At 60.0% G+C, this 12,510-nt stretch carries 15 protein-coding genes; 3 read left to right on the plus strand and 12 right to left on the minus strand.

Translation table 11 applies throughout. The features are described 5' to 3' along the window. The coding region (locus tag B0D71_RS29470; RefSeq protein WP_133160967.1) for a type VI secretion system Vgr family protein at positions 1–1,179 on the minus strand (1,179 nt) is incomplete at its 3' end. Positions 1,180–1,422: 243 nt separating this feature from the next. Continuing rightward, positions 1,423–2,625 (minus strand): NAD(P)/FAD-dependent oxidoreductase, encoded by a 1,203-nt coding sequence (locus B0D71_RS29475; protein WP_103397836.1) that lies wholly within the window; start codon positions 2,623–2,625, stop codon positions 1,423–1,425. Between the two features lie 309 nt (positions 2,626–2,934). Here B0D71_RS29475 and B0D71_RS29480 point away from each other — a divergent pair, with 309 nt between their 5' ends. Next, entirely contained in the window at positions 2,935–3,495 is a 561-nt protein-coding gene (locus tag B0D71_RS29480; protein ID WP_103397837.1) for an RrF2 family transcriptional regulator, read from the plus strand. A gap of 92 nt (positions 3,496–3,587) precedes the next feature. On the opposite strand, the gene B0D71_RS29485 is transcribed toward B0D71_RS29480, so the two are convergent. After that, a complete protein-coding gene (locus tag B0D71_RS29485; RefSeq protein ID WP_103397838.1) occupies positions 3,588–3,923 on the minus strand; it encodes a hypothetical protein in 336 nt (111 codons plus the stop codon). 287 nt (positions 3,924–4,210) lie between these two features. Here B0D71_RS29485 and B0D71_RS29490 point away from each other — a divergent pair, with 287 nt between their 5' ends. Both B0D71_RS29490 and osmE read left to right on the plus strand, forming a co-directional pair. Continuing rightward, a complete protein-coding gene (locus B0D71_RS29490; RefSeq protein ID WP_103397839.1) occupies positions 4,211–4,450 on the plus strand; it encodes a hypothetical protein in 240 nt (79 codons plus the stop codon). A gap of 13 nt (positions 4,451–4,463) precedes the next feature. Next, entirely contained in the window at positions 4,464–4,814 is a 351-nt protein-coding gene (osmE, locus tag B0D71_RS29495; RefSeq protein WP_103397840.1) for an osmotically-inducible lipoprotein OsmE, read from the plus strand. A 123-nt stretch (positions 4,815–4,937) separates the two neighbouring features. Here the strand turns inward: osmE and B0D71_RS29500 are convergent, their stop codons facing one another. The 9 genes from B0D71_RS29500 to catC all read right to left on the minus strand — a co-directional run bounded on the left by B0D71_RS29500 (position 4,938) and on the right by catC (position 12,504). Then, positions 4,938–5,138 (minus strand): SPOR domain-containing protein, encoded by a 201-nt coding sequence (locus tag B0D71_RS29500; RefSeq protein ID WP_103397841.1) that lies wholly within the window; start codon positions 5,136–5,138, stop codon positions 4,938–4,940. A 117-nt stretch (positions 5,139–5,255) separates the two neighbouring features. Further along, the gene (locus tag B0D71_RS29505; RefSeq protein WP_103397842.1) at positions 5,256–5,954 is read right to left on the minus strand and encodes an alpha/beta hydrolase; all 699 of its coding nucleotides are present in this window, start codon (positions 5,952–5,954) and stop codon (positions 5,256–5,258) included. 45 nt (positions 5,955–5,999) lie between these two features. Next, complete coding sequence (locus B0D71_RS29510) at positions 6,000–6,773, minus strand: 1,6-dihydroxycyclohexa-2,4-diene-1-carboxylate dehydrogenase (protein WP_103397843.1); 774 nt, start codon at positions 6,771–6,773, stop codon at positions 6,000–6,002. 171 nt (positions 6,774–6,944) lie between these two features. Then, positions 6,945–7,958, minus strand: coding sequence for a benzoate 1,2-dioxygenase electron transfer component BenC (benC, locus tag B0D71_RS29515; RefSeq protein ID WP_103397844.1), 1,014 nt, complete (start codon positions 7,956–7,958; stop codon positions 6,945–6,947). A gap of 10 nt (positions 7,959–7,968) precedes the next feature. Continuing rightward, the gene (gene benB, locus B0D71_RS29520; protein ID WP_103397845.1) at positions 7,969–8,457 is read right to left on the minus strand and encodes a benzoate 1,2-dioxygenase small subunit; all 489 of its coding nucleotides are present in this window, start codon (positions 8,455–8,457) and stop codon (positions 7,969–7,971) included. Beyond that, positions 8,454–9,818 carry a benzoate 1,2-dioxygenase large subunit gene (benA, locus tag B0D71_RS29525; RefSeq protein WP_103397908.1) on the minus strand — a complete coding sequence of 455 codons (1,365 nt, stop codon included), beginning with the start codon at positions 9,816–9,818 and terminating at the stop codon, positions 8,454–8,456. The genes benB and benA overlap by 4 nt, the downstream gene beginning before the upstream one ends. Positions 9,819–10,100: 282 nt before the next feature. Beyond that, entirely contained in the window at positions 10,101–11,060 is a 960-nt protein-coding gene (locus tag B0D71_RS29530) for an AraC family transcriptional regulator (RefSeq protein ID WP_103397846.1), read from the minus strand. A 168-nt stretch (positions 11,061–11,228) separates the two neighbouring features. Further along, the gene (catA, locus tag B0D71_RS29535) at positions 11,229–12,158 is read right to left on the minus strand and encodes a catechol 1,2-dioxygenase (protein WP_103397847.1); all 930 of its coding nucleotides are present in this window, start codon (positions 12,156–12,158) and stop codon (positions 11,229–11,231) included. 55 nt (positions 12,159–12,213) lie between these two features. Beyond that, positions 12,214–12,504 (minus strand): muconolactone Delta-isomerase, encoded by a 291-nt coding sequence (catC, locus tag B0D71_RS29540; RefSeq protein WP_103397848.1) that lies wholly within the window; start codon positions 12,502–12,504, stop codon positions 12,214–12,216. Positions 12,505–12,510: the final 6 nt, after the last annotated feature.

Consider the following 12,510-nt stretch of genomic DNA (forward strand, 5'->3'; position numbering starts at 1 on the left):
TGGGCGAAAGCACAGGCGCAGGGCGTAGGGCATGGCTTCGAAATCGCAGGTCAGGCTGCGGTCGCGGGCGGCGCGGATGGTGGTCTTTTTGATCACCACGCGGGGGGTGAAGGCCTTGGGTACGTCGCCGCTGATGGTCAGGACCTGACCCGGGGCCAGGGTGGCGCTGCTGCTGGTGCCGCTGAGGTGGGTCTGGTTGTTGAGGTAGCGTTCGTGGCGCAGGCGCGCGTAGAAAAAGCCGCTTTCGCTTTGCAGGTCTTCGTCGCGCAGGTGGGACTTGCCGAGCACGCGGTAGGGTTCGGCGTAGTGGTAGGCCTCGCCGTAAGTGTTGTCGGCGACGCCACGGGTCGTGGCCACGCCGTGGGTGGTGGGCTCGCCGAGGGTCTGGTCTACCTCGCCGTCGAGGTAGGCGCGGCTGTCGTCGGGGTGATAGGCGCGTACGCTGACCTGCTGCTCCACCACCCGGTGGCGGGTTCTCAGGGCCCAGACGCTGTCCTGCTCGCTGTTGCTGAAGCCCGAGGGCGAGCGCAGCGGCAGTTCGACGTCGAACTGGTAGCAGCGCTGGTCGTCACAGAACTCGACGACATCGAAGGCGAGCTCTTCGTGCTGGAAGCAGCGGTACCAGATGCCGACGTCGGCGAGGATCCGGCTGATGAAAGCCAGGTCGCTTTCCTGGTACTGCATGACTTGCTCGCGCTGCGGGTACTCGCGCTTGAGGTTGAAGCGAAAGTGCCCGGTGTCCAGACCATGGCGGTCGCGCAGAATGCTTTTGACGATGTCCGGTACGGATTGGTGCTGATAGATCCGCGTTTGCTGGCCGCGATCGAGCAGGGCCAGGCGCGGTTGCAGGGTGACTTCGTAGCGGGCTTCGTCGATTGAGCTGGACAGGCGCTGGCAGGCAGTGATGCGGCCGTACAGGGTGCGCAGCGGCATTATCGGCCTGGGCACTTCCCAGTCGAACACGGGTACGTTGGACGGCGCGTCGTACAGGCTGAACTCGGCGTATTGGCCGATGAATTTTTCCGCGCCGATGTCGAGGTCGCTGGCGGTGAATTCGATGCGGTAGAGGTAGGGTTGGCTGAGGTACTCATGGCCCTCGAAGGTGAGGACGTCGAGGTGGGTGTCGAGTTTGTCGATCTTGAGTGTGTGGCGGTTGTGGCCGAAGACGGTGCTGCTCATAATCAGTCCTTCCTGGTCTGAGGGGGACGTGCAGGAAAGGCTGTGCTTTCACCCGAGTCCTGGGGGGCGGAAGCTTTCACGAGGTTGACCGGGATAAACATCAGGTATTTCTGGCAATCGCGTAGGACGCTTCCGCATTTTAGAAGTGCATGTCTATGCGCACGGTGATTGCAATGGATGAAGCATCAAAAAAATCCCGCTCCGGATACCCGGGGCGGGATTTTTCTATTCAGATAACCGGTATCAGGCAATCGGAATCAGCGGATCAGCTGCAGCCCAGGCGGCGTTGCGGTCGGCCGCTGGCGGGTAGATCCATTGGGTATTGATCTGGGTTTTCAGCGACTTGGCCTCCTCCTTGACCCGCTTGACCTGACGATCCCAACCCTCGGTGTACACCGCGCCCCAGGCCCCGAGGTCCAGGCAGGTCACGTACTTCGGCTGGCTGTACGGCGTCGGGTCGACACCGAGGATCTGCGCCGCCACGTTATTGCCGGCGTGACGCCCCAGGACAATCGCGTGCTGGCAGGTCATCAAGGCGTAGTTGCCGATCTCGTCGCTGGCCGCGTAGGCCACGTCGCCGGTGGCATAAATGTCTTCCTGACCGATGACTTTCAAGTGTGCGTCGACATGCAGACGCCCCAGGTGATCACGTTCGGCGGGAATCTGCTCGGTCAGGGAGCTGGCGCGAACGCCGGTGGTCCAGACCACGGTTTTTGCATCGATGCGCGCCCCGTCGGACAGGGTGACGCCGTCGGTATCGACCGACACAACCGAAGCCTTCAAGTGCCATTTCACACCGGTCGCCACGCTGGCCTCGACGATCGATTCAGCGATTTCCTCACCCATCGAGCCGCCCACTTTATCGCCGCGGTCCACGATGATCACATTGATGTCGGCACGGTCACCGAGGATGGCCCGCAAGCGGGTCGGCATTTCAGTCGCCGTTTCGATCCCGGTGAAACCGCCACCGGCCACCACCACCGTGTTGCGCGCCTTGTTTTCGGGCTGGCTGGCCAGCGCCTTGAGGTGGTTCTCCAGGCGCACGGCCTGCTCGATCTGATCGACGTCGAAGGCATGTTCGGCCACCCCCGGCGTGTTCGGCGAAGCCAGGCGACTGCCGGTGGCCAGAACAAGTTTGTCGTAGCTGCAGACCTGTTGTGCACCTGCGGCATCGACATAGCCCACCTGTTTTTGCCCGACGTTGATGGTCTGCGCCGCGCCCTTGATGAACTTGACCCCTACAGCATCAAACAGATCGCCAATCGGCGCGGCCAGTTGATGGGCATTCGGTTCGTAGAAGCGCGGACGCACACGCAGTTCGGCCTGAGGCGCCAGCACGGTCACTTCAACATCGTTGTGGCCGTGAATGTCGAACAGGCGCGTGGCACTCAATGCGGTCCACATGCCACCGAAACCTGCGCCGATCACCAGAATGTGCTGTTTCATTTTTAACTCCAGGGGATAAACAAGTGTTGTGAGTCACGCTCATAGGGAGCGGGCATGAGGTCAGTATTTTTCGAGAATTGCTGACCGATGCCGCTCGAACAACTACGACTGTATTGATCCAAGTTAAATCCTGCAACCCGTTTTTTTCGATGGCAGCCATCGAAAGTGCCGACACCTCGCCAGAAAAGCCTCAAGAACGCGAATAACAAGGACTTTTCAAGCTGAAAAAGAAAATTCTTGGCGCGACGATTCGTTGCCTGGCTGGCTTTCGGCTGCTAGAATTGGCGACTAATCATGTCGGAGATTTGTATGTCTCTTTACAGCGCGGGTGTCGAATACGGCATCCACTGCCTGCTTTTTCTCGTAGGCAATGGCGGCGATTCGCGCGAGGCGAGCGTGCGCGACCTTGCCGAACTGCAAGGTGTTCCCCTGGACTATCTGGCGAAAATCTTCACCAAACTGGCCAAAGGCAAACTGGTGGTCGCCACCGAGGGTATGCGCGGGGGCTTCAAGCTGGCCCGGCCCGCTGACGAAATCACTTTGCTGGATATCGTCAACGCCATCGACGGCCGCAAGTCGATCTTCGATTGCCGGGAGATTCGTGGCCGTTGCGCCGTGTTTGACGGCGACCCGCCGGAATGGACAATGGAGGGTCTGTGCGCGGTCCATGGCGCGATGATGGTTGCGCAAAAACGCATGGAAGAAGCCCTCGCCCAACAAACCATCCTGGACATCGCCAGGAAATTCGGGCGCAAGGCTCCACCGGAATTTGGCGTCAAAGTGGAAAGCTGGATGAACGAGCGTCGCGAACGCAAAAGTGCCGCCCTGTCGAGCGAGCAAATCATCCAGACGACCAACCTTTCAGACTGACTCACACAAAAAAAACCGGATGCACACCAGGCATCCGGTTTTTCTCGACTCAGGCGAAAAGCGGTCGGCGACCGACTTTCTCTCTCCCGTGTTTACAAGCAGTCACGCACAACCTTGCGCAGGTCGCCGGACTTAGCCCAAGGCGGCCCCTGATACAGCGAAATCTGGCTGCCATCCTTGTATTTCACGATATCCAGCACTTCGTCGGCCGTGATCACGCTGGGCGCGGTGATCCGGTATCCATTGGATATCGAAATCTGGGTCGTATTCGAGACTTCATTTTGCCAGGCAGGCAGTACACACGCTGCATACTCTTTCGGCGTCTTCGTGCTGTGCTTGCTGACATTCGGCTCGCCCGGTACCAGCGACGCCGGCAACGAACACCCGGCCAGCAATGCCAGCGCGACTCCCCCCATCAACATCCGCATGCTGCTTCCTTAAATTCGAAAAAGAAAATGTAGCTCGCCGCTGTCCGCACAGCCATCCCAATGCTTGGGCGACAGTCATTGATATCGCTTTCGCCGGTAAGTTCCTTGCATGCGGTAATTTGATATCACCCTGCCCGTGAAAAAAACCGGCACTTGAGTAGAACAGCGTATTTTCACGTTCGCTTTCTATTTTCCGACCAAAGGAAATCCCGCTGATTCAGACGAACACAACATCCGGTGCGGTAAACGGGTCTAAAATTCCGGAGTGCAGTATTCAGGAGGTCATCATGTGGCTTAACGAATCGGAACAGGAACTTCGGCGTGATCTACAAGGGCTCGCGTCAGATTTGCGCTGGTCGGCAGTGGAGCTTTTGCGCATCGAGCAGCAACTGCGCCTGCTCGGGAACGAAATCGACGCGCAAGCCGTTCAAAAACTGTGTGCTTTGTTTCAGGGTGATGAAGAAAAACTGTCCGGCTATGCCGAGGAAGTGAAAGCCAAGGTCATTAGCCGCAACAAGGCTAAATAGCGGGAGCGCTGCCATGAACAGGCCTCTATTCACGCTGGTCGTCGCACTGACCGCGTTGGCAGGCTGCAGCACCAACTCGATCTACCAGGACCAGCCGCTGGTTGCGAAAGTCGATACCGGCATGACGCAGGAGCAAGTTCGGCAAATTGGCGGCCAGCCCCTGGCAGTCAGTGATCGCACCGTCGAACCCGGTACGTGCTTTGACTACAAACTGACTCATGCCGACCATCAGCAGCCATACAACGTCAGTTTCGATGGCCGTGGCATGGTCGACCACAAGAGCTTCATGACCTGCGCGGAATGGAGTCATACGCAGCTAAAGGCCCGGGAACCCTCTCGCCCCAGCGGAGGCGGCGGTTACTAGCGCCCTTGAGGATTTTGTAGGAGCGAGCGTGCTCGCGATGGGCTCAAGCGCGCCGGGGGTTAACCAGGCAACACGCGTTATCGTTCACGACCATCGCGAGCGAGCTCGCTCCTACAGGGGGCTTCATTTTGTTTGATCGCCGCCCGCAGGCCTGGCAGCACGCGCCCTGTAGCCGGGCAGCGAAGCGGCAAATGCCAGCGCTTCTTCCCGACTGGCAAACGAGCCAAGCCGATCACCCTGGGTGCATACCCGCCAGGGGCCGTTGTTCACGCTGAGTACGTCATAACCATTCATGTGCATCTTGTTCAACATCGGAACGCTCATAGTCACCTCCTCTCGGGCAGTGATCTCAGGTTGACTTGCCTACCTTACACCCACCCTTCTCCAAAATACCGACCAGACGTCGCCATGGAAATTCCCGAAATCGTCTGCACTTTGGCCCTAGCTCTTGGTCAACGCCGTCGCTGCCCTGTCGATCAATGCCGCCACTTCGGCGGGCATCGACGCCAGTGATGCATGGCTGGCGTTCAAGGTCAGAATCTCCCGGGCATTGAGTCGCGCGGCCATCCATTGCTGGTTTTGCGGCGCGATCATCCGGTCTGCGGTCGAAATCTGATACCACGATGGCTTTTTCTTCCAGGCCACCGTGCCAATGGTGTCAGCGAAGGTACTGGCCAGCGGCGCTTTCTGGGTGAGCCCCATGACCAACCCTTCGGTCGCCGGCAGATCCTGGCAGAAGCTTTCGTGATAGAGCTCAGGCTTGACCCACAGGTAACCGTCGCTGTCGGGAGCCAGGTTGGCCGCCGCTGCAGGCAGATTACGTTGTGTGATGCCACCGGGGCTTTCACCAGCGTCTGGTGCGAAGGCGGCGATGTACACCAGGCCCACCACATTCGGCTGGTCGCCGGCTTCGGTAATCACCGCACCACCATAGGAATGCCCCACCAGCAGTACCGGCCCCGGTACCTGGGCGACCATCTTGCGCGTGCGCTCGGCATCCTCGGCCAGGGACGTCAACGGCAACTCGACGGCACGAATGTGCGTATCACCGCGGCTAAGCAGTTTGACGATGACCTTGTTCCAGTGGGCAGCGCCGCCCCAAAAACCATGGACCAGCACGATCGTGGGTTTGTCACTCATCACCATGACTCCGTTGATTGCGGATGGGGTTGCCTGTCGCTCGCGTCAGCCCTGATCGCCGCCGCCCACGGGCATGACCATACCGGTGATATAGGACGCATCGTCGCTGGCCAGAAACAGAATAGCCCCCGCCTGCTCATCCAGCGTGCCGTAGCGTTTCATCAAACTGCTGTCGAGAGTCTGGTCGACGATCTGCTGGTACCAGAGTTTTTCCTGCTCGCTCTGCTCGGCACCGTTGCGGGGTATGCGTCGCGGTGGTGCTTCGGTGCCACCAGGCGCGGTGGCATTGACCCGCACGCCACGACCGGCGGTTTCGAACGCCAGACAGGCGGTCAAGGCATTCACCCCGCCTTTTGCCGCGCCGTAGGGCACGCGGTTGAGACTGCGGGTGGCGATGGAAGAGACGTTGACGATCGCTCCGCTGCCCTGCTCCAGCATGAACGGCAGCGCGGCATGGCAACACCACAAGGTCGGGAACAGCGAACGGCGAACCTCGGCCTCGATTTGCGACGCTTCATAGTGCTCGAACGGCTTGGCCCAGATCGTCCCGCCGACGTTGTTGATCAACACGTCGAGGCGACCGAAGCGCTCGACGGCGGTTTGCATCACCCGGCTGCATTCTTCGTATTGCTCAAGGTCGGCGGTCAGGGCCAGTACCTGACAGGTCGAGGCCAGTTGCTGCTGGACTTCGAACACCAGGTCGGAACGATCCACCAGGATCAGCTTCGCCCCTTCGGCGGCCATGCGCTCGGCCATCCGCTGGCCGATGCCTTGGGCTGCGCCGGTGATCAGCGCGACTTTTTCGTGAAATCTGTTCATGTGTACCTCATCGGTCAATGACGATGCATCGGTCGAAACACAATCCTGTAGGAGCGAGCCTGCTCGCGATGGTCGTAAACGAAAACGCGTATTTACTGGCTAAACGCGGAGTTCTCTAGTCCATCGCGAGCAGGCTCGCTCCTACATTGGGTCGTGGTAATCAGGGTCGACTCAAGCCGCGCTCGCGGCGAATTTCTCAAAGTAGAAGTTCGCAGGTGCGATGCCCTGTTCGCGGATGAACTGACTGACCGCCTCGACCATCGGCGGCGGGCCGCACAGGTAGACGTCGACGTCGCCATCGTTCAGATGCTTTGGCTCGATGTGCTGGGTCACATAGCCCTTGAGCGGGTGCTGGCTCTCGGGGCTGGCGACGCAGGCGCTGAAGGTGAAGTTGGGGATGCGCGCGGCAAAGGCTTCCAGTCGGTCGAGTTCCACCAGGTCGAAATCGTGGGTCACGCCATAGATCAGATGCAGCGGGTGATCGCTGCCCTGCTCGGCGATTTTCTCCAGCATCGCGGTGAACGGCGCCAGCCCGGTGCCACCGGCCAGCAACAACAGCGGCCGACGGATGTCGCGCAGGTAGAAACTGCCCAAGGGGCCTGCCAGCCTCATACTGTCGCCGGCCTTGGCCATGCCGGTGAGGAAGCTGCTCATCAAGCCGCCAGGCACGTTGCGGATCAGGAAACTGACCTCGCCGTCGCGCTGCAACGAGCTGAACGAGTACGCGCGGGTCTGCTCACTGCCGGGAATCCCCAGGTTCACGTACTGCCCCGGCAGGAACGCCAGTTTGCTCAAGGCCTCGCCCTTGATCGACAGCGCGATGGTGCTGTCGGACAGTTGGCGTACGGCGCTGATGGTGGCGTCGTAGCTGGCCTGACGGGTGCGGCAGACCTCTGAAGACGTCGGCACCCGCACCACGCAATCGCTTAGGGCGCGCATCTGGCAGGTCAGGACAAAACCCTGTGCGGCCTCATCAGGGCTGAGGGCGTCTTCGATGTACTCCTCGCCCAGATCGTATTGCCCGGCTTCGGCGAAGCACTTGCAAGTGCCGCAGGCGCCGTCGCGGCAGTCCAGCGGGATGTTGATGCCCTGGCGGTACGCGGCATCGGCCACGGTTTCGCCCACATTGGCATCAATGAACCGGGTGACGCCGTCTTCAAAATTGAACGCAATGGAATGGGTCATGACGGCCGCCTCACAAGTGGTAAACATCGATGACCTGGCGAACGTAGTCGTTCTTCAGAATCACTTTCTTGGCCTTGATGAGCGGGTTTTCGCCACGCACGTCGAGGGTGTAGAAACTGCTGCCGAAATAGCTGTCGACGGTCTTGTAGCGAAAGCTCAGGGTGTGCCAGTTGAAGCGCACCTTGCACAGTCCGTCGGCCTGTTCGAGCAGCTCGATGTTGCTGATGTTGTGGGAGGTACGGGTGTCCGGCACGCTGGCGCTGGAACGCTCGGTCTTGATGCGGAAGACGCGGTCTTCAAGGCCGGTGCGATTGCCGTACCAGATCAGCGAGATTTCCCGCTGCGGGTCTTCGGTCAATTCGTCGTTGTCGTCCCAGGACGGCATCCAGAACGTCGCGTCCGGGGCGTAAAGCTCCAGCCACTCGTCCCACTGCCGGTCATCGAGGTAACGAGCTTCGCGGTAGAGGAAATCGCGAACGGTATCAAAGGAAACGTTCATTGCACGTCCTCCACGGCGATCAGTTTCGACTGCTCGGCCGCCAGGGCCTTGAGCATGGTCTGCTGCCAGTACTTGTGTTGCAGCACGAACAGGCCTTCGTCTTCGGTGCGCACGCCACTGAGCAGCGGGTGCAGGTCGATCTCTTTGGCGGCTTCGTCTGCACCTTCGATCCAGTGCTCGGCACCCCGGGACATGTCGTTCCAGGTGGTGACGCTGCCCTGGTAGCTGGTCTGGCAGGAACGGAATTCCTCCAGATCGTCCGGCGTGGCCATGCCGCTGACGTTGAAGAAATCCTCGTACTGGCGAATCCGGCTCGACCGGGCGTGGTCGCTCTCGCCTTTCGGGGCGATGCAGTAGATGGTGATTTCCGTGCGGTTGACCGAAATCGGCCGGGCGATGCGGATCTGCGAGCTGAACTGGTCCATCAGGTACACGTTCGGGTACAGACACAGATTGCGCGAGTTCTCGATCATCCAGTCGGCGCGGGCCTTGCCGAAGTCTTGGGCCAGCTCATCGCGGCGCTCGTACAGCGGACGGTCCTCGGGGTTGGCCCAACGGGTCCAGAGCAGCATGTGGCCCTTGTCGAAGGAATAGAAACCGCCGCCCTGCTTGGCCCAGCTGCCGGCGCTCATGGTCGGGTTGCTGTCACCGGCCTCGCGCTGCTTGCGCTGGTTCTGGGTGGCCGCGTAGTTCCAGTGAACCGAGCTGACGTGGTAGCCATCGGCACCGTTTTCGGCGGTGAGTTTCCAGTTGCCTTCGTAGATGTAGCTCGAAGAACCGCGCAGCACTTCCAGGCCATCGGCGGACTGGTCGACGATCATGTCGATGATCTTCGCCGATTCGCCCAGGTGCTCGACCAGCGGCAATACATCGGCCTTGAGGCTGCCGAACAGGAAACCGCGATAGGACTCGAAACGCGCCACCTTGGTCAGGTCGTGGGAGCCTTCGCAGTTGAAGCTCGAAGGATAGCCGGCGTTGGCCGGGTCTTTGACTTTCAGCAGCTTGCCGGAGTTGTTGAAGGTCCAGCCGTGGAACGGACAGGTGTAGGAGCTCTTGTTGCCGGACTTGTGCCGGCACAGGGTCGCGCCGCGATGACTGCAGGCGTTGATGAAGGCGTTGAGCACACCGTCCTTGTTGCGCGCGATGAAGATCGACTGGCGCCCCATGGTGGTGGTGTAGAAATCGTTGATGTTGGGGATCTGGCTTTCGTGGGCCAGATAGAGCCAGTTGCCTTCGAAGATGTGTTCCATCTCCAGGTCGAACAACCGGGGGTCGGTGAACATCTCGCGCTTACAGCGATAGAGGCCCTGCTCGGGATCGTCTTCAAGCAGGGAATGCAAATATTCGGGTCGCAGGGTCATGGCCGCCGCCTCCATTGTTATTGTTCAGGCAGGGGTCATGCTAGGACGGGGCGACGGGGCGGAGTATCCGCGGGGTGCAGACCTTTATCCGTTTTGTGCAGGGCGAATTCGAGAGGGCAACGCTAAATCTGTGGCGAGGGGGCTTGCCCCCGTTGGGCCGCGAAGCGGCCCCGGCACTCTATCTGGATTACTGCTTCGTCCGGAATTACGGTTGCTGCGCAACCGAACGGGGGCAAGCCCCCTCGCCACAGCAAGCCCCTGTCCACAGGTTGTGCGGTGAACTCAATGCCGACGCTTGAGGGTATCGGACGGCAACTCGCCGAACTGTTTGCGGTAGCTGTCGGAGAACCGGCCCAGGTGCAGGAAGCCGTAGTCCATGGCCACTTCGGTGATGTTGCGCACGTTGCAGGTCGGGTCGCTCAGGCAGGCATTGATGCGTTCCAGGCGTTTCTGGCGCAGGTAGTTTTTCGGCGTAAGGCCGGCATTGCGCTCGAACAATCCGTACAGCGAACGCAGGCTCATGTGGGCCTGGCGTGCCAGTGCTTCGCTGTCGATGTCCTGCTTGAGGTGATTGGCGATGTAATCGGCAATCGCCTCGAAGGTGGCCGTCTGCGAGCCCGGTTCGAGGCGGCAGACATTGGTTTTCATCAGGCTGAGCATCTTGCTGACGATGATCTGCGTGTAATGCTCCTGCACCCTGGGAATCTGCTCGGTGGATTCGGCCTCCTGACAGATCATTGCCAGCAGGTTGACGAAACCTTCCAGCTCATTGAGCTGATAACGGTTTTCCAGAAACCTCACGCCCTGCTCCGGATAGCGCCAGCGCTGCTCATCGCAGACCGATTCAAACAAGCGGGTCGGGACTTTGAGGATGAATTTTTCGCAATCGGCGGAATAGGTCAGGTCCACCGGATCGTCGGGATTGATCAGCAGCAATTCGCCGGGGGCGAAGTAATGCTCCTGGCCGTGGCCGCGCCACAGGCAATTGCCGCGCAGCAGCACTTGCAGGTGATAGATGCTGTCCAGCGCACCGGACGTCACACGCACACTGGCGCCGTAGCTGATGCGGCACAGGTCGAGGCTGGCGAACTTGCGATGATCAAGGCTGGCCAGCGGACTGCCGGCACGGGGCATGAGAATGCAGTGGTTACCGACGTGCTGATTGACATAGCCCGACACCGCGTAAGGGTCGGCACGGTCGAATACTCTGCTGCGCTGACTCAACAGTTGAGCTTGCATCATCGGGTCACTCTCATTGTTGTTATGAGTTGCGTCGTTTCATTCTAGAACCGAAACACCTGTAGGAGCGAGCTTGCTCGCGATGGTCTCGAGAACACCGCGTTTAGCCAGTAAACACGCGTTATCGTTAACGACCATCGCGAGCAGGCTCGCTCCTACAGGGTTTTGCGATCAGTCTTCCAGTGCACGGACCCGCTCGTGGCGTTGTTGCTCTTGCGGCTGGGCAGACGACTGCAGGGTGAAATCGAAGTCGATTTCGGCAAAGCGACCGCTCACGCCATGGGCCGCCGCACGCTGCTGATCGTCACTGAAGGTGATTTTGGCGATCAGCTCGTCGCGGGTGGCGTAGGCGAAATCGTCGTGCAGGTATTGATCGCCGTCGAGGTTGATCTGGGTGGTCAGGTGGCGATGATCCGGCGCGGAAATGAAGAAGTGCACGTGCGCCGGGCGCTGGCCATGACGGCCCAGTTGATCGAGCAGTTGCTGGGTCGGACCATCCGGTGGGCAGCCATAACCCGACGGCACGATGCTGCGGAAACGATAGCGGCCTTCGGCATCGGTGACGATGCGCCGACGCAGGTTGAACTCCGATTGCGTGGTATCGAAGTACGAGTAGGTGCCACCGGTATTGGCGTGCCAGACGTCTACGACGGCGCCAGCCAAAGGTTCGCCAGCGGTGTTGAACACGCGGCCTTGCATGAACAGGGTCACGCCCGGATCGACGCCATCGTCGAGGCGCGCTTCGCCCTCGGACAACGGCGCACCGGCAACATACAGCGGGCCTTCGATGGTGCGCGGGGTGCCGCCGGATTTGCCGGCCTGTTCGTCTTCGGCATCCATCAGCAAGTCGAGGTAGTGCTCAAGGCCGACACCGGCCACCAGCAGCCCGGCTTCCTGGCGCGCACCCAACACGTTGAGGTAGTTGACGGCTTTCCAGAACTCTTCCGGAGTCACGGCCAGGTCTTCGATGATGTTCACCGAGTCACGCAGGATGCGGTAGACCAACGCCTTGGTCCGTGGATTGCCAGCGTCATTGAGCAGGCCGCTGGCTTCTTCGAGAAATTTCTGGACTTCGGCAGTGTGGGAAATCTTGACGTTCATTTTGAAGGGTTCCTCATCTTGTAATTATTAGCGTAGCGAGCTGAACAGGCTGGGCTCAGCGGTCATCGTCACGGATGGAAGAAGGATGCCGGCACATCGCGTCGATTTCGATGGCCATGTACGGGAACAGGGGCAATTGCATCAGCAGGTCATGCAGTTCCTGAACGCTGTCGACATCGAACACGCTGTAGTTGGCGTAGTGCCCGGCGATGCGCCACAGATGGCGCCACTTGCCCTGCTCTTGCAGGCGCTGGGCGAGGGTTTTCTCGTCCGCCTTCAATTTGGCGGCCGCTTCGGGATTCATGTCGACCGGCAGGTTCACGGTCATTTTTACGTGGAACAGCATAATGCT

It is taken from the genome of Pseudomonas laurylsulfativorans (genome assembly GCF_002906155.1).
In the GTDB taxonomy this organism is placed as follows: Bacteria; Pseudomonadota; Gammaproteobacteria; order Pseudomonadales; family Pseudomonadaceae; genus Aquipseudomonas; species Aquipseudomonas laurylsulfativorans.